Annotated in this window: 20 protein-coding genes and 1 pseudogene; 12 read left to right on the top strand and 9 right to left on the bottom strand. The window is 55.3% G+C overall.

The genetic code is table 11. The features are described 5' to 3' along the window. Positions 1-90 precede the first annotated feature (90 nt). The 6 genes from uvrD to HP572_RS23030 all read right to left on the bottom strand — a co-directional run bounded on the left by uvrD (position 91) and on the right by HP572_RS23030 (position 5758). Positions 91-2253: a DNA helicase II gene (gene uvrD / locus HP572_RS18540; RefSeq protein ID WP_240583986.1), complete on the bottom strand. Its 2163-nt coding sequence runs from the start codon at positions 2251-2253 to the stop codon at positions 91-93. An 80-nt stretch (positions 2254-2333) separates the two neighbouring features. Then, positions 2334-3050: a 5-amino-6-(5-phospho-D-ribitylamino)uracil phosphatase YigB gene (gene yigB / locus HP572_RS18545; protein WP_039504631.1), complete on the bottom strand. Its 717-nt coding sequence runs from the start codon at positions 3048-3050 to the stop codon at positions 2334-2336. Then, positions 3050-3985: a tyrosine recombinase XerC gene (xerC, locus tag HP572_RS18550; RefSeq protein ID WP_240583987.1), complete on the bottom strand. Its 936-nt coding sequence runs from the start codon at positions 3983-3985 to the stop codon at positions 3050-3052. The genes yigB and xerC overlap by 1 nt, the downstream gene beginning before the upstream one ends. Further along, positions 3982-4686, bottom strand: coding sequence for a DUF484 domain-containing protein (locus tag HP572_RS18555; protein WP_039546718.1), 705 nt, complete (start codon positions 4684-4686; stop codon positions 3982-3984). The genes xerC and HP572_RS18555 overlap by 4 nt, the downstream gene beginning before the upstream one ends. Then, complete coding sequence (dapF, locus tag HP572_RS18560) at positions 4683-5507, bottom strand: diaminopimelate epimerase (protein ID WP_014916928.1); 825 nt, start codon at positions 5505-5507, stop codon at positions 4683-4685. The genes HP572_RS18555 and dapF overlap by 4 nt, the downstream gene beginning before the upstream one ends. Positions 5508-5611: 104 nt before the next feature. Then, on the bottom strand, positions 5612-5758 hold the full coding sequence (locus tag HP572_RS23030; RefSeq protein ID WP_371745286.1) for a lipoprotein: 147 nt from the start codon (positions 5756-5758) through the stop codon (positions 5612-5614). Between the two features lie 59 nt (positions 5759-5817). On the opposite strand from HP572_RS23030, the gene cyaY reads away from it, so the two are divergent. Continuing rightward, on the top strand, positions 5818-6138 hold the full coding sequence (gene cyaY, locus HP572_RS18570; protein WP_010284924.1) for an iron donor protein CyaY: 321 nt from the start codon (positions 5818-5820) through the stop codon (positions 6136-6138). Positions 6139-6172: 34 nt separating this feature from the next. Here cyaY and HP572_RS18575 read toward each other — a convergent pair whose 3' ends face one another. Continuing rightward, a complete protein-coding gene (locus HP572_RS18575) occupies positions 6173-7345 on the bottom strand; it encodes an MFS transporter (RefSeq protein ID WP_240583988.1) in 1173 nt (390 codons plus the stop codon). Between the two features lie 45 nt (positions 7346-7390). Beyond that, positions 7391-9949, bottom strand: coding sequence for a class I adenylate cyclase (locus tag HP572_RS18580; protein WP_205552212.1), 2559 nt, complete (start codon positions 9947-9949; stop codon positions 7391-7393). Between the two features lie 333 nt (positions 9950-10282). On the opposite strand from HP572_RS18580, the gene hemC reads away from it, so the two are divergent. The 4 genes from hemC to hemY are packed head-to-tail and all read left to right on the top strand — an operon-like array spanning position 10283 to position 14311. After that, positions 10283-11224, top strand: a complete 942-nt coding sequence (gene hemC, locus HP572_RS18585) for a hydroxymethylbilane synthase (RefSeq protein ID WP_240583989.1) — start codon at positions 10283-10285, stop codon at positions 11222-11224. Beyond that, a complete protein-coding gene (gene hemD, locus HP572_RS18590) occupies positions 11221-11961 on the top strand; it encodes a uroporphyrinogen-III synthase (RefSeq protein WP_240583990.1) in 741 nt (246 codons plus the stop codon). The genes hemC and hemD overlap by 4 nt, the downstream gene beginning before the upstream one ends. Positions 11962-11984: 23 nt before the next feature. Next, positions 11985-13115, top strand: coding sequence for a uroporphyrinogen-III C-methyltransferase (hemX, locus tag HP572_RS18595; RefSeq protein ID WP_205552217.1), 1131 nt, complete (start codon positions 11985-11987; stop codon positions 13113-13115). Between the two features lie 2 nt (positions 13116-13117). Continuing rightward, positions 13118-14311, top strand: a complete 1194-nt coding sequence (gene hemY / locus HP572_RS18600) for a protoheme IX biogenesis protein HemY (RefSeq protein ID WP_240583991.1) — start codon at positions 13118-13120, stop codon at positions 14309-14311. Positions 14312-14909: 598 nt separating this feature from the next. Here hemY and HP572_RS18605 read toward each other — a convergent pair. Continuing rightward, positions 14910-15560 (bottom strand): GntR family transcriptional regulator, encoded by a 651-nt coding sequence (locus HP572_RS18605; RefSeq protein WP_240583992.1) that lies wholly within the window; start codon positions 15558-15560, stop codon positions 14910-14912. A gap of 331 nt (positions 15561-15891) precedes the next feature. Between HP572_RS18605 and HP572_RS18610 the strand changes: the two genes are divergently transcribed. From HP572_RS18610 to HP572_RS18640, 7 genes and pseudogenes are all read left to right on the top strand, one after another. Beyond that, positions 15892-17244, top strand: a complete 1353-nt coding sequence (locus HP572_RS18610) for an MmgE/PrpD family protein (protein ID WP_240583993.1) — start codon at positions 15892-15894, stop codon at positions 17242-17244. 64 nt (positions 17245-17308) lie between these two features. Then, the gene (locus tag HP572_RS18615) at positions 17309-18634 is read left to right on the top strand and encodes an MmgE/PrpD family protein (RefSeq protein ID WP_240583994.1); all 1326 of its coding nucleotides are present in this window, start codon (positions 17309-17311) and stop codon (positions 18632-18634) included. Between the two features lie 75 nt (positions 18635-18709). Further along, positions 18710-19472 (top strand): annotated as a pseudogene (locus tag HP572_RS18620) (sulfite exporter TauE/SafE family protein). Positions 19473-19694: 222 nt separating this feature from the next. After that, positions 19695-20747: an amino acid ABC transporter substrate-binding protein gene (locus tag HP572_RS18625; protein WP_240583995.1), complete on the top strand. Its 1053-nt coding sequence runs from the start codon at positions 19695-19697 to the stop codon at positions 20745-20747. Between the two features lie 125 nt (positions 20748-20872). After that, positions 20873-22096 carry an amino acid ABC transporter permease gene (locus tag HP572_RS18630; protein ID WP_240583996.1) on the top strand — a complete coding sequence of 408 codons (1224 nt, stop codon included), beginning with the start codon at positions 20873-20875 and terminating at the stop codon, positions 22094-22096. 10 nt (positions 22097-22106) lie between these two features. Then, the gene (locus tag HP572_RS18635; RefSeq protein WP_240583997.1) at positions 22107-23216 is read left to right on the top strand and encodes an amino acid ABC transporter permease; all 1110 of its coding nucleotides are present in this window, start codon (positions 22107-22109) and stop codon (positions 23214-23216) included. Between the two features lie 42 nt (positions 23217-23258). Then, positions 23259-24059 (top strand): amino acid ABC transporter ATP-binding protein, encoded by an 801-nt coding sequence (locus HP572_RS18640; protein ID WP_240346493.1) that lies wholly within the window; start codon positions 23259-23261, stop codon positions 24057-24059. Positions 24060-24108: the final 49 nt, after the last annotated feature.

The following is a 24108-nucleotide window of genomic DNA, read 5'->3' on the forward strand; positions in this document are numbered from 1 at the left end:
ACCTAGCATTGTCGAAAATGACGATAAAGACTAAGACAGGGTTTTTATAAGTTATATAACCCCGTCATACTTCAAGCCGCATCGTGACGATCACACCGTTTCCAGTCTGGCATAAGCGGCAACCAGCCATTTAATGCCTTGCCCTTGAAACGCGACCTGAAGACGGGCGTGATCGCCGCTGCCTTCCAGATTCACGATCGTACCTTCGCCGAATTTCGCATGGCGAACCCGCTGCCCTAATTTGTAGCCGCTGTCGTTTTGCGTTATCGGCGTGCCGAGACGCTGATGATTAACCGGACGGGAGACACTGGCACGTAAGCGCACTTCTTCAACACACTCTTCCGGCAGTTCGCCGACGAATCGGGAAGGTCGGTGATAGGCTTCTTTGCCGTATAAACGGCGGGATTCTGCGTAGGTTATCGTCAGCTTTTCCATCGCACGCGTGACGCCGACATAAGCCAGACGACGCTCTTCTTCCAGACGTCCGCCTTCATCCAGCGACATCTGGCTAGGGAACATGCCTTCTTCCATGCCGACGATAAAGACCTGCGGGAACTCCAGCCCTTTCGCCGAGTGCAGCGTCATAAGCTGAACCGCATCCTGATTAGCATCCGCCTGACCTTCGCCCGCTTCCAGCGCGGCATGCGACAGGAAAGCCTGCAGCGGCATCAAATCCTGATCTTCTTCCTGATAGCTGAACTGGCGCGTCGCCGTCACCAGTTCTTCCAGGTTTTCTACCCGCGCCTGCCCTTTCTCGCCTTTTTCCTGTTCATACATGCTCCACAGGCCGGAATCCTTAATCGCCCGGTCGGTTTGAATATGCAACGGCAGCTCAGACGTTTCGTAGGCTAGCGCATCGATCAGTTCGATAAAGCGTTGCAGCGATGCCGCCGCCCGCCCAGCCAGCACTTTTTCCTGCAACAGCGCCCGCGTGGATTGCCACAGCGTCAACTGACGATCGCGCGCCGTCTGGCGCACCACATCCAGCGTGCGATCGCCGATGCCGCGCGTCGGCGTATTCACCACACGCTCGAACGCCGCATCGTCGTTACGGTTGGCGATCAGGCGCAGATAAGACAGCGCATCTTTAATTTCCTGCCGTTCGAAGAAGCGCATGCCGCCGTAGATGCGGTACGGCATACTCTGCTGCAACAGCGCCTCTTCCAATACGCGCGACTGGGCGTTGCTCCGATACAGAATGGCGTTATCACTCAGCGCCCCGCCATTTTCCTGCCAGGCTTTAATCCGGTTGACGACGTAACGCGCCTCATCCAGTTCGTTGAACGCGCAGTACAGCGAGATGGGTTCGCCTTCTGCGCCATCGGTCCACAGGTTCTTGCCGAGTCGCCCGCCGTTGTGGGCAATAAGCGCATTCGCCGCCTTCAGGATGTTGCTGGTTGAGCGATAGTTCTGCTCCAGACGGATCGTCTCTGCGCCAGCGAAATCTTTCAGGAACAGCTGAATATTTTCGACCTGCGCCCCGCGCCAGCCGTAAATCGACTGATCGTCATCCCCGACGATCATCACCTTGGCGCTGTCGCCCGCCAGCATGCGGATCCAGGCGTACTGAATGCGGTTGGTGTCCTGGAATTCGTCTACCAGAATGTTGGTAAACCGTTCGCGATAGTGGTTCAGCACATGTGGCTTGTTCAGCCACAGTTCATGCGCACGTAGCAGCAGTTCGGCGAAATCCACCAGCCCGGCGCGATCGCACGCTTCCTGATAGGCCTGATACACGCGCTGCCACGTTTGTTCGATAGGGTTGCCGTAGCTTTCAATGTGCTGCGGACGTAGGCCTTCATCTTTCTTCCCGTTGATGAACCACATCGCCTGACGCGGCGGCCACTGTTTCTCATCCAGATTGAGTGCCCGAATCAGACGTTTCAGCAGACGCAGTTGATCTTCGCTGTCCAGAATCTGGAAATCCTGCGGCAGATTGGCGTCCATATGGTGTGCACGCAGCAGGCGGTGCGCCAGCCCGTGGAAAGTGCCGATCCACATGCCGCCCTGGCTGGTGCCGATCAGGTGATCGATACGGTGGCGCATCTCCGCCGCCGCTTTGTTGGTAAACGTCACCGCCATGATGGAGTACGGCGAACAGTTTTCGACGGACAAAAGCCAGGCAATGCGATGAACCAGTACCCGAGTTTTGCCGCTGCCTGCCCCCGCCAGCACCAATAAATTGCTGCGCGGCGCGGCTACCGCGTCACGCTGTTTGTCGTTGAGGCCATCGAGCAGATCAGAAACGTCCATAGGTACGGGTTATCCGGTGAGGGAAACGCCGTGCATGAGAGGACGTTTCCACTGGTGATTTATACAGATTAATGCCGTGATTATAGCAATGCCGACAGCGATGCCAACCGCGAAATTTCGATATGCGGCAGTAGTCGGGCGTCGCCAATCTGCGTCAGGCTGCCTTCACGCAGGTTAATCCAGCAGGCCTGCATACCGCAGCGGATCGACCCCGCCACATCGGTCGTGAGATCGTCACCGACGTGCAGAATCTCATGCACAGGCAAATTGAGCTTTTGCGCCGCCAGATGGTACATGTCATCAAACGGTTTAGCGCGACCGTGCGGGCCAGCGCGCAGGATAAACGAAAAATAGCGATCGAGGCCAAAGCGGTGCGGCTCAGCGTTACCGTTGGTGATGGCGGCCAGCGGCACTTTCTCGGCTAACGCCGCCAACGTCTGGTGCGTTTCTTCGGTAATCGTAATTTGGCTACGCCAGTGGGCAAAGTTTTCCATTGCCGCTTTTGCGCCATCCTTCGCCTCTGCCGCACTCAGGCCACGCTCTAACATCGCCAGTTCAGCCGCACGGCGACGCCATTCGGTCACGTCGTGATAGATGTCCGGTTCGCGTTCAAGCAAGGTCTGGCGTAAGTTCTGAAAGTCATCGGCCTGAAAATCACGAAGCGCCGGATGGTACTGTTGTAGAAAGTGGATTGACTCTTGCCCCGTGCGCCGAATGACGTCCGCGTTATCGTACAGCGTGTCATCCAGATCGAACGTGATCGCCCGGATCGGGCCAAGAGATCGGTAAAAATGCATCAGGGTTTCCCTCGTTTGGCGCGTGGATGCGCGGCATCGTACACGGAGGCTAAATGTTGAAAATCAAGATGGGTGTAAATCTGCGTCGTAGTCAGGTTAGCGTGGCCAAGCAACTCTTGTACCGCTCGTAAATCACCGCTGGATTCCAGCATGTGCGTCGCAAAGGAGTGGCGCAGCTTATGCGGATGGACATGGCTATTCACGCCCTGCTTAATCCCCCATTCGGCAAAACGCTTCTGCACGTTGCGCATCGAAATGCGTCGCCCCTGATTGGAGATAAACACGGCATCATCCTGCGGGCCAAACAACTCGCGCAGCGCCAGCCAGCGTTCCAGCCAGGTTACCGCCGTTTTTCCTATCGGCAATTTGCGCTCTTTACTGCCTTTCCCCATGACCCAAATTTCACCGCTGGCCAAATCAATATGCTGATAATCCATGCCGACCAGCTCAGCCAGACGCAGCCCCGCGCCGTACATCACTTCCAGCATCGTACGGTCGCGCACCGCAAGGGGATCGTCCAAATCGATCTCCAGCAGGCGATTCGTCTCATCCACATCCATATTCTTGGGTAGTGGACGCCCAGCTCGCGGCGTGGATACCCCTTTAGCGGGGTTCGCCGCCAGCACCTCGCGTGACACCATCCAGTCGAGAAAACTGCGCAATGCCGATAAACGTAGCGCCAGACTGCTGGAATGTAGCCCATCGCGCTTACTGCGGGACACCACGGAACGCACGCCAGAGGCGTCCAGCTTGCGCCAGTCAGCCACCCCCGCCGCGGAGAGTATCGTGATAACCGCGGACAGTTGATGTAAATAGCTGGTCTGCGTCAGCGGGCTTAGCTGACGCTCTACTTTCAGATAGCGCAGGAACGCATCGACATCTGCTTGTAACGGCGAAGAGGAAGGGGCCTCCGCTGGCGCAGGCTGCCGGCTCATACCCGCTCAACCCAGCGCGCCAGCATCGCTGGCAGCATCATGGCCATTTGCTGAAGCAGCACGGTTCCCATGCCATCCTGATAATGGTGGCTGTCGCGACTGCTGAAAATCAGCACGCCCAAATCGTGATGATTTCCCATCAGAGATAGCGCGACCGACCCAACCTGTCTGGCCTGCGGCAGCAGAAGCAACAGCTCCGGCCCGTTCAGACTGCCAAGATAGTGGTTATGTTGTCCGAAGCGCTGAATGCGCAGCGGCTCAAAGGTGGAGCGGTTGAGCCCAAGGTGGGTAAAACCAGAAGGCGCGCCAAGGCGCCATTTATCGCTGAACAGGCGCACCGTTGCGCCCGCCAGACCAAGCTGACGCGCCCAGCGCTGCAAGCGATCCAACATGTCAGTCAGGCTATCCGCCGACGCCAATTCAGTTTGTAACCCAAGCAGGCGATTGAACAGCACTTCGTTCGCCCCCGCCTGTTCCATCAACAGCGTGATTTCTTCCTCAAGCTGAGTAATGTGGTTACGCTGACGTGCTAGCTGCCATTCCACCAGCGACACGGTTCCCCTGACGGGGTGAGGAATGCGCATCTGCTCGACGGGACGCGCATTGCGGATAAAAAAATCGGGATTCTGTTGCAGGAACTGCAAAACCATCTCGTCACTGAGTGCGATCTCGCGCTCTGCCTGTTCCTCGACATTCTTCATAAATGAATAAATCCATCGTAGACATGCGTTGCAGGCCCGGTCATGAATAACGGATGTCCCGGCCCATCCCACTGGATATCCAACTCCCCGCCCGGCAGAGATACGCGAACGTTCGCGGACAATAATCCCTGCTGGATCCCTACCGCCACAGCAGCACACGCGCCGCTACCGCACGCCTGCGTTTCTCCCGCACCGCGTTCGTACACCCGCAGACGGACCGTGTGGCTATCAACCACTTGCATAAAACCGATGTTGGCACGCTCGGGAAAACGCTCGTGGCTTTCCAGCAGCGGCCCCAGCGTTTCCACCTTCGCCGTGTCCACATCCTCAACCTGAATCACACAGTGCGGGTTGCCCATCGACACCACGCCACACAGCACCGTGTGTTCGTCGGCACGCATGATGTAGGTTTTCTCCGCTTTGACCGCGCGGAAAGGCACCTGTTGCGGCTCGAAATTGGGTTCGCCCATATTGACGCGCACCAGTTCGTCATCGGTCACCGACAGCACCATCCGGCCAGTCTGCGTACTGACGGCGATATCACGCTTGTTGGTCAGCCCCTTCAGGCGCACAAAACGAGCAAAGCAGCGCGCGCCATTGCCGCACTGCGCCACTTCGCTGCCATCCGCGTTAAAAATGCGGTAATGAAAATCCAGTTCAGGATCGTAGGGCGGCTCGACGACCAGCAATTGGTCGAACCCTACACCACAGTGTCGATCCGCCAAACGGCGAATCAATTCGGGTGAAAAATAAACGTTTTGCGTAACGGCATCAACAACCATGAAATCGTTGCCTAACCCGTGCATCTTAGCGAACTGCATTATCCTGACTCCCCCGCTTGCTTAACCGGGCGCGTGACCTGTTATTTATTACTGTCGTCACGCATTAAGGACGCATTGACGTTTTCTTTTGCGGCGGCTGATTCTCATTTTGCTGAGTCGTTTGACGCACCGGATTTGCCATCAGCAGGCATATAAAGCGGCCCTTTCAGACCACAGCCGAATAAACTCACTGCGGCTAACACCAGAAAAAACTGGCGAAATACGTTCTTCATCACGTTAAGACCTGTCATTAATACTCGTATGCTCTCTATAATCGCAGGTGGATCATGAAAATCAATAGGAATCGAAAATGAACGATAGCGAGTTCCACCAATTAGCCGACGAACTCATGCTTCAGTTGGAAGAAACGCTGGATCGGTTTGAGGGTGATGCCGACATTGATTACGAAACTAACGGCGGCGTGATGACGCTGAGTTTTGAGAACGGCAGCAAAATCGTGATCAATCGGCAGGAACCGCTGCACCAAATCTGGCTGGCGACCAAAACGGGCGGTTACCACTTCAACCGTCAAGCGGAACGCTGGGTATGCGATCGCAGCGGTGAAGATTTTATCGCGCTGCTGTCAGCAGCCTGCTCGGATCAGGCCGGGGAAACCGTTCACTTCGGGTAACCGTCTTTTCAACAGCCTCACGGCGCGCCACACATCAGCGCCGTCCCAGAATGATCAGCCCCAGAACCAGCAACAACAGCATGCCGATACCCACCATATTGACCAGCGGCCAGCCGCTGGTTAGCGCCATCAGGCTACCGGCAGACAACGAAGCCAGCGCGTTAGGCACGTAAATCACCAGCGAGTTAATCCCCTGCAAACGGGATTTATGCACTGAATGGGTAAACGCGTTCAGCATGAATGTCCCGCCGTTGAACATAAACGCCCACCCGACGCCGAACAGCATCAGCGCAAAGAGGAAGTGCCAGAACGTCAAACCGCTCAGCGCGACCGCTACACCGACGACATTACACACCATGCCAATCACCACGACCTGAATCGGCGTCAGTCGCTTCGCCAGCAGCACTAACAGCAGCGCGGGCGCATACATGGCTACAAAATGCCATTGCAACACCGTCGCGCTGTGGCTGACGGAAAAGTGGTGCTGGTGCATCGCCAGCGGCACGGAGTTCATTAATAACGTCATCACCACAAACCCGACGGAACAGCTTGCCGTTCCCAATACAAACGCCCGGCTTTTCAGGATTGACGCCAGCGGTTCACTACGCTGAGTGCTGGCCGTGGCAACGGATATTGGAGGCAGTTTCAGGCCAAGCAACAGCAGAGACGTGACAACACAGATGCAGCCCGCTGCGATAAAGCTGCCGAGAAACGGATACGACGCCCAAACCTGAGAAGACTGGCTGGCCGCGAACGGGCCAAGAAAACCGCCGAGGATACCGCCGCTGATCACCCATGAAATCGCACGATTTTTCTGCTGATTGTCGGTAAATATCTCAGCCGCGGCGAATCGATAATACTGATTGAAGGCGCAGGACATCCCCAGAATAAATGTCGAAAACACAAAGAGGGAGAAGCTGTGTAGCAGAATCGCCAGCGCCGCCAAAAGCGCGCCTACCAGCCCCAGCAGCGTGCCGATGATAAACGCATTGCGCCTGCCATATTTTGTCATCAGCGACGAAACGGTGTAGATCATGAGCGCCGCACCGCACACCGTTGCAGTAATCGGTAGCGTGGTCAACAGTGGAACCGGCGTCATCAATACGCCAACCAGCGTAGAACACAGCGTCATCAGGGAAATAATACTGCCGGTCAGCCCTTGTCCGAGCGCCAGCAGTATCAGGTTTCGGCGTTGCAACGAATCCATCAGTACATCCCTTTCTGAATACGCGGAAAGCCGAGTGTCAGAACGTTATAGAATCTGTAGCCGCTGCTTCATCGTCATCACCTCATCATCCACTACGGGCGTAATGCACAGATGAGAAAGCGCGCTGCTGCGGAACGGGATCACCTGCGTGCGGCCGTCCAGCTGTACGATTTGGTAGAACTGCGGCAGGTTGAAATTGATAAAGCTGGAGCCGTAGGTAAAGCGATCGTGCGAGGACGAATAGAAGCGGCTGACATCGCGCACCAGCTCTTCTTTACTGCCTTCACAATGGTGATACACCTCAACGCGATTCGATTCATCCAGAATATAGATATTAAAGCCCTGATTTTCTGTCAGATCTTCAAAGAAGAACTGGATGATCCCTTCGCTGGCGACGCCATCGACTACCGGCGGTAAATGTACATGGTTGGTTTCAACCTGAACTGGCTGGCCTTGCAGTTTGTTGTTGGAAATCGCGCCATAAAACTCGACCGCATTTTCCAGCTTCTGCACAGATACACTCAGCCGTTCGAAGAACAAGCCCCAGGTTTGACCCGCCACTTTCACCGCTTTGAAGCGCCCTGGCTCCTGCTGACGCGTACTGGTCAGGCGCAGCTCAATGCATTCGGACACCAGTTGCTGCACGCGGGTACGAATCAGCCCGCGCAGGTGCTGGCTGTAGCAGAAGACTTCCAGCGATTCCGGCAGCGCCGCATCCTGATGCATTTTGCCCAGAATGGTCTTCAGCGCTTCCAACACCGCCTGTTCGCCGCTGAAATGCAGCGTACGGACTTCGTTCCACGAGTTGCGATACAGCAGGTCGATACTGCCGACCAGACACTGCTGCTGCTGGCCGAAGCTAAAGACATCCAGATGACGGAAATCGAAATGCACCACCTGATTGCGGAAGGCCGCCGTCGGATCGTGTTCCAGATTGACGATAATCGCCAGATGACGAATTTCACACGGGCTGTACAGCGCCTTCGGCGTGGGGGCAGGCAGGCGCAGCGGGAAGTGGCTGGCTACGTCGTCCACCAGCGCTTGCAGGCGCGTGATGTCGCACAGTTCGTTGCCTTTAATGTACAGGCGCGTGCTTGGTGTCAGCAGGCCATTAAAATATGCCCATGCCACCAGCTTGTTCAGATAGCGGTTATATTCCAGCGGTTGGTGGCTGATGATCGCATCCATCGACGGTGCCTGATTGTACAGGTACCAGCCAGAACGGTTCGCGCGACCCGCAGGAACATAGATAAAGGTTAAATTCGGCTCCGACAAATCGGGCGAAATTTGTGGGTTCAGCAGGGTAACTTTACCCGGCAGCGCTTCAAACGCAGCGTACAGTTTACGGGTCAACACACCGATATCCTGCGGGCTGGCGCTGACGCTCAGATTATTGCGGCGGGCGAAACGAATCAGGTTGCGATAAGTCTGCATCATCGCATCCAACAGCTCATTATGTGCTTCGCGTACCTGTTCGATTTTCCAGTTAGCGCGGTTATCCAGCATAGCCAGATGCTCGTCGCTCCATCCCCATTCTTGCACCAGCTGGCTCAGAATCTGGCGACGCCAGCCGACACAGGCTTTTTCTCTGGAGAGTTTTTCACAGACTTTTAAGTAGAAACATCGACGCGCCAGATCGAGGCGCGTGGGATCGTTGATCGCCGTCAGATAGTGCGTCACGCGATCCAACATCATGCAGTAAGGATCAAGACCGAAAGAGACGATCTCGCCGTCATGCAGACGTTTTTTAATTTCGGTCGACAGCAGGCTGGTGTCCGGGTATTCCCAGGAATAGGCTTCCAACAGCAGCGTCTTCAGTACGGCTTTATAAGGGGAGTCGATACTTTTATAGAGCTGCCAGAGACTCGCGCCGAAATACTCTTCCGCCGACAGCGTGCTCAAGCCGCCTAAATCCATCCACTCGTTCGGCGCCAGTGCCCCTTGCGAGTACAGCGACAGCACATATTCGTCGTAGTGAGATTCTTCTTCGACCGGCACCATATTCCACAGAATACGTTTACCCGCCATACGCACGGCGGTACGGTAGAATTCGTCGAGTAATAGAATGTGCTGCATGGTGCCGCAGTCTTCACCGCTCAGGCTACCGCTTTCATTGTGGCGGAAACGGCTTTCATCCATCAGGAAGAAGCTCACCTCAGCGCCCTGCGCCGCAGCCCACTGCTCAAGCAGCGTACATTTCTTCTGTAGGAGTTGGCGTTCTTCGCTATCCAGCCAGGATTGGTGGCACACCCAGATATCGAGATCGGAGCTACAGCTCTGCCCGATAGACGACGTGCTTCCCATTGAATAGATGCCCGTGATCGGCAGTTCACCCTGCGGATGAGAACAGTCAAACTGACCCCAGCGCAACGCGATGCCATCAAGGTACTGTTGCTGCTTTTCATCAGGCGTGTGAGTGCAGATACCGTGAGGCACCTTGCCTTCAAGGTAGCCGGGCATCAACGGGTGATGATGATGTAATAAAATGGGCAGAAGACTGTAAACCTGCTGAAAAGCGGGTTTCATTGCTCCCAGAGCACGGTCAACACGCAGTTGGTTGATCGCATCCAGTCTTTGCTTCAAAGTCTCGATGTAGAAGTACAAGACGTTTCGCCTGATTTATCCCAGTGCCTAGAAAAACCCCGTGTTCCAAATCCGCATGATGAAATTAGAAGAATGTTTAGCGAATTATTGCTGGAAACGTGATCAATTTAACACCTTGCTGAATGGGCGTAAAGAAAGTAAAGAAAGTTAGACTTATCTATCTTGCTTTATTACGAATTTACCTACCCGACTGCATCAGCACGGCTTCTTTTACTCGACTTGCGGCACCCGAATTTCAGACCGTTTTAAAAGGCGCACCGCTAATGCCCACAACCTGACACCAACGCACCATCAATGATACGATGGCGGAAAATGATAAAAACGGTATCAAGCATGTTAGCCAATATTATTAGAATTGCCACCCGACAAAGCCCGCTCGCCCTGTGGCAAGCACGATATGTTCAGCAGTGTCTGAACCACCTCTACCCGGATTTACACGTGGAGCTGGTGCCGATGGTAACCCGCGGCGACATCATCCTCGATACGCCATTGGCAAAGGTCGGCGGTAAAGGATTGTTTGTTAAAGAACTGGAATTGGCGCTGCTTGAAGGGCGCGCCGATATTGCCGTCCACTCCATGAAAGATGTGCCCGTCGAATTCCCAGAGGGCCTTGGCCTGACCACCATTTGCGAACGCGACGACCCGCGCGACGCTTTTGTTTCCAATCATTACGACAGCCTCGATCAATTGCCGCAAGGCAGCTGTGTCGGCACCTCCAGCCTGCGCCGCCAGTGCCAGCTGCGCGCCCGACGTCCCGATCTGGTGATTCGAGATTTGCGCGGCAATGTCGGCACTCGCCTGTCAAAACTGGATAACGGTGAGTATGACGCGATTATTCTGGCGGTCGCAGGCCTGAAACGTCTTGGCCTTGAAGAGCGCATCCGCTGTGCGTTAAGCCCGGAAGAGTCTCTGCCTGCCGTCGGACAAGGTGCTATCGGCATCGAATGCCGTTTGGATGACGAACATGTCCGCCAACTCCTTGCCCCACTCAATCACCCTGCTACCGCAGCTCGCGTACGGGCTGAACGCGCCATGAATGTACGCCTTGAAGGCGGCTGTCAGGTACCGATTGGCAGCTACGCAGAACTGGAAGGCGATACGCTGTGGCTACGTGCGCTGGTTGGCGCGCCGGACGGCAGCCAAATGATCGTCGGTGAACGTAAAGGAAGCGTCTCCGATGCCGAACAACTCGGCATTGCACTGGCTGAAGAGCTGTTAGCAAAAGGAGCCAGCGCCATCCTTCAAGCCGTTTATCAAGGGTCAAGCTCATCATGACGATTCTGGTTACCCGTCCGTCACCAACTGGCGAACAACTGGTGACCCGTTTAAGAAAGCTCGGCTATAACGCCTGGCACAGCCCGCTGATCGAGTTTTCACCCGGACGAGAACTCGCCAGCCTGCCTTCACTATTACAGGCACTGCGCGCCGACGATTTGGTGTTTGCGCTCTCACAACACGCCATTCATTACGCCGATCCGATGCTGGCACGCACGGGCATTAGCTGGCCTGCCCATCTCGCGTATTACGCCATCGGCCGTACCACCGCGCTGGCGCTGCATAAAATCAGCGCACACCCGGTAACCTATCCGCCTGAGCGCGAAACCAGCGAAACACTCCTGCAACTGCCTGACCTGCAAGATGTTTCGGGTAAGCGCGCATTATTGCTGCGCGGCAACGGCGGCAGGGAACTGCTGGGAGAAACGCTAACCGAACGCGGCGCACAGGTGACCTACTGTGAATGTTATCAGCGCAGAGACGTTCACTATGACGGGCTAGAGCAAAGCCGCCATTGGCAACAAATAGGCATCGACAAACTGGTGATCACCAGCGGAGAAATGCTACAACGGATCTATACTTTAGTACCTGATTACTATCGGGCTTCCTGGTTACTCGGCTGCCAGCTGATCGTCGTCAGCGAACGGCTGGCAGAACAGGCTCGTCAGCTTGGCTGGCGTGATATCCGAGTGGCTGATAACGCCGATAACGATGCGCTCGTGCGCGCACTACAATAAACCTGATCATGGGATGTACCATTATGACGGAACACAATACCCCCACAGCTCCATCCGACGAGGTTGCTGAACGGGTTGAACCCGCGCATCCGCAGCAGGATCCCGCACCGCAGCCCAAACGTAGCGGTGCCGTGCTCGGGGCGATCGCGATTGTGATTGCGCTGGCCATAGGCGCGGGCTTGTATTACCACGGCCACCAGCAGGCGCAGAAAGAAACTGCCGCGCTTCAACGTCTGGAAGCACAGTTCAACACATTGCAGCAGCAGCATAAGCAAGAGCAGCAGCAGTGGCTGGACGCTCAACAGCAGCAAAGCAAAGCGCAGGAGACTGCCGCACAGCGTCTTGAGGCGCTAACGCGTCAATCAGACGAGCTGCGCGATAAGCTGGCGGCACTGTCCAGCCATGACACCAATACCTGGCTGATCGCTCAGGCCGATTTTCTGGTGAAACTGGCGGGGCGTAAGCTGTGGAGCGACAAAGACGTCACCACCGCAGGCGCGTTGCTGAAAAGCGCGGACGCTAGTCTGGCAGAAATGAACGATCCCAGCCTGATAGAAATCCGCCGCGCGCTGACCAGCGACATCGGTGCGCTGGCAGGCGTCAGCCAGGTCGATTTTGACGGCATTATCCTGAAGGTAAATCAGCTCACCGATCAGTTGGATAACTTACAGCTCGCCGACAACAACACCGATGAAGCGCCGATGGACGCCAACAGCACAGAGCTGTCCGCTTCCTTGAGCGAGTGGCGACAAAATCTGAGCAAGAGCTGGCACAATTTCCTGGCTGATTTTATCACCATTCGCCGCCGCGACAGCGCCGCCGAACCGCTGCTGGCACCGAATCAGGATGTGTATCTGCGCGAGAATATCCGCTCACGTCTGCTGGTTGCCGCACAGGCGATTCCTCGCCACCAGAATGAAGTGTACAAACAGTCGCTGGAAACGGCAGCAACCTGGGTTCGCGCCTACTTCGATACCACCGACCCCACGACGCAGGCCTTTTTAGATCAGCTTGATGCTTTAAGCCAGCAGTCGGTTTCACTGGATGTCCCAACGGAGCTACAAAGTCAGGCGCTGTTGGAAAAACTGATGCAAACGCGCGTTCGTAACCTACTGGCTCAGGCACCCGCGCCAGCCACACAGCAAGGGGAATGAGCATGCTAAAAGTCTTATTGCTGTTCCTGATCCTGATCGCCGGCATCGTGATCGGCCCGATCGTCGCGGGTCACCAAGGCTACGTCCTGATCCAAACGGATAACTACGACATTCAAACCAGCGTGACCGGTCTGGTCATCATGCTGATACTGTTCTTTCTCGCCTTTTTGGCGGTGGAATGGGTGCTCCGCCGGATCTTTCGTACCGGGTCCCGCACGCGCGGCTGGTTCCTCGGCCGCAAACGCACCCGCGCCAGAAAACAGACCAAAGCCGCGCTGCTCAAGCTGGCCGAGGGAGATTATTTACAGGTAGAGAAGCTGCTGACGCGCAATGCCGATCATGCCGAGCAGCCCGTGGTTAACTACCTGCTGGCAGCCGAAGCCGCTCAGCAACGCGGCGACGAATTCCGCACCAAGCAATATCTGGAGCGTGCCGCCGAGGTTGCAGATACCGATCAGCTTCCGGTGGATATTACGCGCGTGCGTATTCAGCTAGCGCGTAATGAAGATCATGCAGCACGTCACGGCGTGGACAAACTGCTGGAGGTCGCACCCCGCCACCCTGAGGTGCTGCGTTTAGCGGAGCAGGCTTTCCTGCGTACTCACGCCTATAGCGCACTGCTGGATATTCTGCCTGCGATGCGCAAGATCAATCTGTACCCTGAAGAACGTTTGCTGGATCTACAGCAGCAGGCCTATATCGGTCTGATGAATCAGGCAATGGCGGATGGCGGCAGCGAAGGATTGAAGTCATGGTGGAATAATCAGAGCCGCAAAGTACGCCATGAGATCCCGCTTCAGGTCGCGATGGCTGAGCATCTGATCGAGTGTGACGATCATGATACCGCTCAGAAGATCATTCTCGACGGTCTCAAACGCCAGTATGACGAACGCTTGATCCTGCTCATGCCACGCCTCAAAGCTGGTAATCCAGAACAGCTGGAAAAAGTGCTGCACCAGTACATCAAGCAGCAGGGGGCAACACCGCTGTTGAGCAGCACGTTAGGCCAATTGCTGATGAAACACGGCGAATGGCAGCAGGCCAGCGATGCTTTCCGCACAGCACTGGAATTACGCCCAGACGCTTATGATTATGCCTGGCGTGCTGACGCACTCGATCGGTTACGTCTGCCGGATGAAGCGGCCCAAATGCGACGCGAAGGGCTGTTGCTCACGCTACAGCAGCCTACCGACTAATCGCTACGCTACTCCTTTCATAAGGCTCCTTTTGGAGCCTTATTCTTTTGTGTGACCCGTCCTGCATAGCGCGACAGAAGGCAGTTACCGAACATTTTCCTCAGACGAAAAAAAACGCTTACCGATAAACGGTAAGCGTTGAAAATATCAGGTCTGTCAGACAACAGAATGGTGCCTCACTCAACGTTATGTCCGGAAGGCCCGATGGAGATTTGCATCTTCATCTGGAGTTGGACGATAGGCACCTCAAATTGGCTCTGCGTCATTCCCAGGATTATGAAGCCGAAGCAAGCATAGAAGGTGGAATGAGCATCTACCCGCTTATTTAAGCATAAATTATGCCAACATGCATAATTTTATTATCGCAACCTCATTAATCATTGATAAAACACTAATAACAAATACTATTTTTATTTATCCGCCGGAAGGGAAGCCAAGACACGATAGGCGACGAAAACGAGATCGCGCTCACAAAACCTGTCGCCATTCAGAGACGAATTTGTCGCGTAAAATATTAATCATTAATAATCAATGTATTAAATGTCTCTTTTCTGCGACAGCAGAACCCCTAGAGTGTCGTGTTTTTCCGACAACCCTATCAAAGCTGCTGATTTAACATGCTTAGTCGGGCACGATAGCCGTTACGAATATGCTGGCAAGCAGCCTCTTGTGCCGCATCCTTATCACGCCGCACTAGCGCTTCCACAATGGCCTGATGTTCACGCCGCGCCTCTTCGGTACGTTCCGTCGATTCATAGGTGGTTCCGCGCAGTAGCGACAGATGAATACGCAGGTTTTCCAGCATCTCATTCAGATACGGATTATGAGTCGACCGGTAAATCTGGCGATGAAAAAGCCGATTATGATCGTGCAGCTGTCGGCTGTCGGTGAGGGTCTTCTCCACGTCGACCATATCCTGCAGCAGTTCTAGTTCTTCTGCCGACGCAGAGGCGACAGCAAGCTCCATCGCCAGCCGTTCTAACCCTTCACGCACGGCAAAAAGCTGACGCAGTCGCTCATAGCTGATCTGCGCGATCATCAGTCCACGCTGTGGACCCGGCTCCACCAGCCCCAACGCTTCCAGACGGTGCAGCGCCTCACGAATCGGCGTTCGGCTCAATCCAAACTGCTTCGCTAACCGTGTTTCCTGCAAACGTTCACCAGGCAGCAGCTCGCCTTTCTCTATCGCGTTAATCAATATCTCGAACGGCGACAGTGCCGGCGCTTTGTCGTTAAGTGTTAAGTTCATAGTCCCTTGATATATCGTGTGACGGTCGGAATAAGGCCGCGTGCAGATGGACAAACACCTCGCCTTTTATAGCGGTTCGCACCTTCACGTTACGGATCGTCATGCATTGAGAAAAATTCAAGTTTGCCCGACGCCCTGCCTTTAGCAAGATATCGCATCGCATATTTTGTACTTAGCTTAGCGAAAAAGCGTCTTTGTCACTGAATGGGCGATTGCATATGCTTTTCGTCAAACACTGTATACAAATGCATTCAACAATACAAAACGCGAATCTTAGCACCGTTCGGTGTACTGCCAATCTCCTCGCGTTTTTGCTTAAGGAGCTCCTACGATGTCTGCCACCCCGACGTTTCCTCGCGGCAACGCGCTCAGCCAGTTTATTCACACCGCGCCCACAATGACGATCCCCGATGCCGTCTGGCACGAAGCCAAACGGGCGCTCATTGACTACCTGGGCGTCTCCATTGGTGCGACAGGAGACGATGCGGCCAGCGCGGTTCAACGCGTGGCGCAACGCTGGCAGGCTCAGGGGAAGGCGCAAATCATTCTTGGTGCGAAAACCACACCGGCGCTGGCGGCACTAATCAACGGCACGCTGTCTCATGCGGCCGATTATGACGATACGCATCCGGCTGGTGCGGGGCACCCTAGCGGCCCTTGCTGGTCAACCGCGTTGGCAATAGCACAGCATTACGGTGCGGACGAACGCACGACGCTTATCGCATTCATCACCGGATTTGAAGTCATGGCCAGACTGGGGGGCGGCTGGGTGCCTGGCGTAGGTCGCAGCCTGCAACGTCGAGGCTTTCACCCAACGTCGATTGTCGGGCGTGCAGGGGCAGCAGCCGTTGCCGCTTCCATTCTGCGTCTGGAACCCAACACCATTGCCAATGCGTTGGGGGCGGCCGCAACCATGATGGGAGGATTGCAGAAATCATCCGGTACGCATGGCAAACCGTTTCATGCTGGCAAAGCGGCAATGGACGGCATCACGGCAGCAGAACTGGCTGAGGAAGGTTTTATCGCCGCCCATCACTTTTATGAAACCGATGGCTGGGTAAAAACCTTTGTGCAGGACGGCAGTGCCGTTATCCCGCCGCTCGATTTTGGCGACAGTTGGGAGCTACTGGGTAATGGCTACAAGCTGTATGCCAGCTGTCGGGGAACCCATGCATCAATCGAAACGGCACTTAAGCTCTACCCGCAGTTGAAAGGACGTGCCATCGCCCGTATTCATGCCAAAGTCCATCCGATGGGGATGGTGAACGCGGGGATCGCCAACCCGCAAACCCCGCTGGAGAGCAAATTCAGTATTCCGCACTGCATTGCGCTGGCATTGAGCGGCTATCGCCTCAACGATACCGATTTCACGCAGCAAACCGTTGACGACCCTGCTGCACGCCAGTTGCTGTCACGCCTACAAATCGATGCAGTCGAGGGACAATCGGCCAGTTCCGCGTTTATCGATATCGAACTGGAAGATGGCGAAACACTGCATGCGGAAACCGATGTTTATCGCGGCCATCCGCAAAACCCACTGACCGACGCCGAGCTGCGTGCCAAGTTCGACGCCCTGACTATTCCCGTGTTAGGAGCAGCCCGTAGCGATCGACTCTATCAGGCAGCTTTTCACTTTGAGCAGCCGGGTTCACTCGCTGCACTCACCGAGCTATTAGCGGGCTAACACGTTGCCGTTCGACATAAACGATTCGATATAAAAAATTTCACGATAACGACAGGATACTTTTATGACCATTGCCCGCCAGCTTGCCCATAATCTGCTGGAATTTTCTCGCCAGACGTTCCCTGCCGACGTATTGGCACACGCACGAACCGCTGTGATTGACACGCTGGGCGTCACGCTCGCCGGGGGAATTCAGGACGGGGCGCAAAAACTCAGGGAGGTGATAGCTCCCTCGGCTGCCGTGGGAAAGAGCCGTATTTTCGGTACCGATCTCAAACTTAACGCGCTGGATGCGGCGTTGCTGAACGGCACATCCGCACATTTACTTGATTTCGACGACTCCAACTCCTGGCTGCACGGGCATATTTCCGTTGCTGTACTCCCTGCCTTGCTGGCGCTGGCAGACGAGCAGGAAGCCAACGGAGAAGCGATCCTGCATGCCTATTTGTGTGGTTATGAAACAGCGGTACGCATGGGCAAAGCCGTCAGCCCTTTTCAATATCGCAACGGCTGGCACCCCACAACGTCCGTCGGCATTTTCGCGGGCGTGGCAGCCTGCGCGGTGCTGCTGAAGCTTAGTGAAGAAGAAACGGCGACCGCCTTTGCAATCACGGCGTCACTCGCCTCCGGCATCAAATCCAACTTCGGCAGTCAGACGAAATCGCTGGCAGTCGGCCACGCCAACCGCAGCGCCGTCATGGCGGTATTATTGGCGCGTCAGGGATACAGCGCAGGGGATACCGCGTTTGAACATCACCACGGGTATTTCAACGTCTACAACCGTGCAGCCGAAAACGTCGACACCACGCCGCTAACCGAGATCTGGTCCGCACCGTCTCATATTCTGGATCCCGTAAAGGGGAATAATTTTAAATATTTCCCCTGCTGCTACGCCATTCTGGCACCGCTGGACGGCCTGCTGACGCTACGCGAGGAAACCGAGCTGTCCCCAGAATCGCTGGAACACATTCAGATTGCCATCCACCCTATTCGCTTCCCGCACATCAACATCCCGACGCCGGATACGCCGCTGGCGGGGAAATTCAGCCTGCACTACTGTATTGCCCGAGCCTGGGTACAGGGAAAGCTGACGCTGGACGATTTTATTGACGATGCAGCACTACACGACCCAACTACGCAGTCGCTGATGGCACGCGTTGAGCTCATCTGTCATGACGAACCTACCACACACACGGCGCACGTTACGCTAATCACTCGTGACGGCCACACCTATCACCGTCGCGTGGCAGGCGCGCGAGGCTCCAGCGCAGAGAACCCCCTGCCGGATAATCTGATTGCGGAGAAATTTATCGACTGCGCCAGTCAGACGTTGCCGCGCACCGAGGCGCTGGCGTTATACCAACGCCTGTTACGCGACGATTATCGTTAACAGTAGGAAGGATGCTTGATACGCCTTAATCGTATCAGGCATTATCATTTGCTCTACCACGCGATGGGTTCCACCATGCTAGATCTTGTTCCACCCGACATCTCACCGCTCTTTGCCGGTATCCTGATTTTTTGCAGTTTTTTGACGTCAGCGCTAACGGCCGCGCTGGGGCTGGGCGGCGGCGTCACCTTGCTTGCGATCATGGGCATCGGGATGCCAGTCAGCAGCCTGCTGCCGGTACACGGCATCGTACAACTAGGCTCCAACCTCAGCCGCAGCCTGATTCAGCGTTTGTATATCGTCTGGCCATTGGCGCTGTGGTTTTTTATCGGCAGCGTCATCGGCATCGCACTGGGCGCGCCCGTCGTCGTTTGGATCCCAGACAGCGTGGCAAAAATTGCGCTGGCCAGTTTCATTCTGTGGTCGGTTTTCCGTAAACGCACCGCGCCAAAACCGGTTAATCGATTGTTCTTCATTCTCGGCGGTGCGCTCACCCAGCCTCGGCACCATGATTGTCGGCGCAACGGGTCCAATGGTCGCCGGGCTTATCAGTTCTCAAGGGGTCACCAAACGGCCGCTTATCGCCACGCATGCGCTCTGCATGGTGTTACAACACGGCCTGAAGATACTGGCATTTGGGATGATGGGGTTTGCCTATCACGATTGGCTGCCGATGCTGGCTGCGATGATTGTCAGCGGCGTATTAGGCACCTGGCTGGGCACACGCCTGCTGGATAATCTGCCCGAAAAACTTTTCCGCACCACGTTTCGCCTCACCATGTTAGTTCTCAGCGCCCAGCTCATGTGGCAAGGCGTACAAGGCCTGCTCGCCCGCTAATCTCTCCCTTCTGTGCCTTGCTTACCGTGCGAGGCGCAGTTCTCTTTTCCCCTTCATGTTATCCCCAAAATGGCTATATCCAATATTCAGATTTAGATAGAGAAATATGCTATTTGCCATTTAGATGCAACATTGAGAACATTTGTATACAAAAGAACGCGCCATAATAAAAATCATTAATTACAACAAATTAAAACAACACCAATCATTCTGAGGATACTTATGCTGAGAAAACTACTCTCGTTGACGACCGCCACAGCGCTGACTTTAGGGGGGCTTCTACTGCCCGTCGCACACGCTAATGCCGCTGATGCAGGAAATGGCGAAACGCTCAAAAAGATCAAAGCACGCGGTGAACTGGTGTGCGGCGTGCACCCGGCGCGCCACGGCTTTTCCGCGATTGATAGCAAAGGACAGTGGACCGGGCTGGACGTCGATTATTGCCGCGCGTTAGCTGCCGCTGTTTTTGGCGATGCGAGCAAAGTACGCTTTGCCGCCCTTTCTACCGCACAGCGCTTCCCCGCGATTCAGTCTGGTGAAGTGGACGTGCTGTCACGCAATATCACCGCTGATTTGTCTCGCGATACGTCGCTGGGGCTGAACTTCGCACCGCCGACCTTCTATACCGGTACGGGCTTCATGGTGCGTACCAGCGCCAACGTGAAAAAGGTGGAAGATCTGGACGGCGCGACCGTCTGCATCACACCGGGTAGCAGCACCGAACGTAACGTCGCGCAGATTTTTGCCTCACGCAACCTGCATTACACCCCGGTGGTTATCGAGAACAATAAAGAGTATGTCGCGGCCTACCTGTCTGGACGCTGTGACGTCATTGCCCGCGATAAAGTCGCCCTGCCCGGCGTGCGCACCTTTGATGCGGAAAAACCGTCCGACCATGTGATTCTGCCGGGGATTTACTCAAAAGAGCCGCTGGCGATGGCGGTTCGTCAGGGTGACGACCAGTGGTACGACATTGTGAAATGGGTGGTTTATGCCACGTTTAACGCGGAAGAGATGGCAATCGGTCAACAGAACGTGGACAGCAAGCTTAAGTCGACAGACACGGATATACAGGCGCTGCTTGGGGTCACTGGCGATTACGGTCAGAAACTGGGATTGAATAACCAGTGGGCTTACAACGTGATTAAGCAGGTCGGGAATTACGGCGATATTTATAACCGCCACTTCGGGCCAGATACCCCAGCACCGCTAGAGCGCGACCTGAATAATCTCTGGACGAAAGGCGGTTTGCTCTACGGTCTGCCCATTCGTTAATTCACCCAATCATCGGCGTCACCCCCGAGAACATCCGGGCTGACGCCATAACACCGCATTCACGCACAGATCCCCTCGGATAGCGCGCTGCAATCGGTAATGATCAGAAGAAAAGACCGCCGGTAATGAAATCACCACACCCAACGCTGCCGTCAGCCTCTGCACCATCGTGGCTGGGAACGCCATCTCATGCACGCCGCCTGTTGAATGCGTTTGACAGCAAGTCGCTGCGCGCCTGGATTTATCAGTGCCTGCTCGGCCTCCTGATTATCGCTTTCAGCTACTGGCTGTATGCCAACGTGGTCGAAAACCTGCGCTCGCAAAATATCGCAACTGGATTTGGCTTTCTTGACCACACCGCGCAGTTTGAGATCGGTGAAAAGCTCATCGCCTTTACCCCACGCGACAGTTACCTGCGCGCGCTGAGCGTCGGGTTACTGAATACCCTGTACATCACGCTGTGCGGCATCGTGCTCGCCACGCTGCTGGGTTTCTCCGTCGGCATCGCCCGTGTATCTCGCAACTGGTTGCTGGCGCGGCTCGCCGGAGGATACATCGAGCTAATGCGCAATATTCCGGTGATCTTGCAGGTGATTTTCTGGTCAGTGGTGATCCGCAACTTACCCTCACCACGGGATGCTATTGAGCTAGGTAATCTGGGATTCCTGACCAATCGCGGGCTGTCTTTTGCCATTCCCGCCGCACACCACGGCTGGCTGTGGACGGGAATCGCCCTGCTCGCCGCCGTACTGATTAGCCTAATTCTGACCCGTGTAGCGCGCTATGTTCGGGAAAGTCGAGGACGTTCTCTGCCGACAGGCCGTTTGACGCTGGCAGCCCTTATCGGGCTACCGCTGCTGGTATGGTGGCTTTCCGGCGCACCAGCAGAGCTCGATCGCCCGATCTTGCGCGGTTTTAACTTTCGCGGCGGCTTTACCGTCAGCCCTGAATTTACAGCGCTGCTGCTCGGCATTGCGCTCTATTCCTCCGCGTTTATCGCAGAAATCGTGCGGGCGGGGATTCAGTCTATCCCTAAAGGCCAGTTGGAAGCGGCACGTGCGCTGTCTTTTTCGCCGTGGCACATGATGCGCCACATCATTATCCCACAGGCCATGCGCGTCATCGTTCCACCGCTGACCAGCCAATATGTCAGCCTGTCAAAAAACAGCTCGATCGCGGTCGTGGTCGGTTATCCGGAACTGGCGAACATCAGCAATACGCTGATGAATCAGACCGGTCAGGCGCTCGAAGTGATTGCCATCATGATGGTGGTTTACCTGACGGTCAGCATCGTGACATCGCTGTTGATGAACCTGTTTAACCGCATCGTCGCCATCAAAGAGCGCTGAGGAGCACCGTATGTTATTTCCGGCCCTGTCACTCTCCGCCGTTCCCAGCCGACTGCGTACGCCGCTGCTGTGGCTGCGTCGCCACCTGTTTAGCAGCGTACCGCAAACGGTGCTCACGCTATTACTGGCAGTCCTGATGTGGAACGTCGGCAATAATTTGCTGCACTGGGGTATTCTCGATGCCGTGTGGTACGCCGCTGACCCGGACATCTGCCGTGCGGCCGCTGGCGCCTGCTGGGCGGTGATCGTGGAAAAACATCGCCCTATTCTGTTTGGCCTTTATCCTTACGATGAACACTGGCGTCTGGTGCTGGCGATGGGAATCTGGTTTCTGGCTCTTGGCCTGTCGCTGATGCCGCGCTTCTGGCACTCGCGCATCCTTTTACCGCTGTGGATCGTCGCGGTAGTCGGCATCGCCATCCTGATGTCCGGCGGCGTGTTTGGCCTACCTTACGTACCTTCCAGCGAATGGGGCGGACTGCCGCTGACGATTCTGCTGTTTAGCGGAACCGTCGTCATCGGTATGCCGGTTTCAGTTCTGCTGGCGCTGGGGCGGCGCTCACCGCTGCCTTTTCTACGCGGCCTGTCGGTTATTTTTATCGAAGGTTTGCGCGGCGTACCGCTTATCACGATCCTGTTCGTCGCCGTTAACGTATTCCCGCTGTTCCTGCCCGCCGGGATGGAAATCAACAAACTGCTGCGCATCATCATTGGTATCGCGCTGTTTTTCGCCTGTTATCAGGCTGAGGTGATTCGCGGCGGTTTACAGTCTGTACCACGCGGGCAATACGAAGCGGCGATGGCGCTCAATCTCGGTTATTGGCACACGACCACCAAAATCGTCCTGCCGCAGGCGCTGCGTATCTGCCTGCCTGCCATGACCAACCATATTATCGCCGCCATGAAGAATACCTCGTTCGTCATCATTATCGGGCTGTTCGACATTCTCACCGCCACCAGTTCAGTGATGCAAGACCCGCTATGGCGGCGCTATTACATTGAAACGTACCTTTTCATCTCGGCTATCTATCTGCTGTTTGGCTTTTTGCTCTCACGCTACGCGCTGTGGGTGGAAAAACGCATCGATGCCAGCCGTAACCCAGAAACGTATCGCGGTTAAGCGATAGCCGTTGATGAAAACACCGACAGGAGCTTTGTTATCATGAACTTAGCCGCAGACACGTTAGTTACAGGCAATACAGTTATAAACAGCATAGTGACAAACAACGACGTTATTATTGAGATCGACGCCGTCAGCAAATGGTACGGTGCGTTTCAGGCGCTGAATAACGTGACGCTGAACGTGGAGAAAGGCGAGCGTGTAGTGATTTGTGGCCCTTCCGGCTCCGGCAAATCTACGCTTATCCGCTGCATTAACCGACTGGAAGAGCACCACGACGGGCACATCCGCGTGAATGGCATTGAGGTCAATGACAACATCAAGAACATCAACCGCGTGCGCTCAGGCATCGGTATGCTGTTCCAGCAGTTCAACCTGTTTCCCCACCTGAGCGTGCTGGATAATCTGACGATTGGCCCGACATTGGTCAAACAGCGTAAGAAGCAGGAAGCCATTGATTTAGCGATGCACTATCTGGAAAAGGTGCATATTGCCAATCAGGCGCATAAATTCCCGCTACAGCTCTCCGGCGGCCAGCAGCAGCGTGTGGCCATTGCCCGGGCGCTGTGTATGCAGCCGGAAATCATGCTGTTTGATGAGCCCACCTCTGCGCTGGACCCGGAGATGATTAAAGAGGTGCTGGATGTGATGCTCGATTTGGCGGAATCCGGCATGACGATGATCGTCGTCACCCATGAGATGGGTTTTGCTAAAACGGTCGCAGACAAGGTGATTCTGATGGCAGACGGCAGCATCGTTGAATCCGCCCCGCCGCAGGACTTCTTCAACACGCCATCACACCCCCGCACGCGCCAGTTTCTGGATCAGATCCTGAGCCATTAATAGGCAAAAAAATGTCCACGTCGGTTTCCCGACGCGGACAGAGTTAATT

The organism is Pectobacterium sp. PL64 (assembly GCF_022477975.1).
Taxonomy (GTDB): domain Bacteria; phylum Pseudomonadota; class Gammaproteobacteria; order Enterobacterales; family Enterobacteriaceae; genus Pectobacterium; species Pectobacterium jejuense.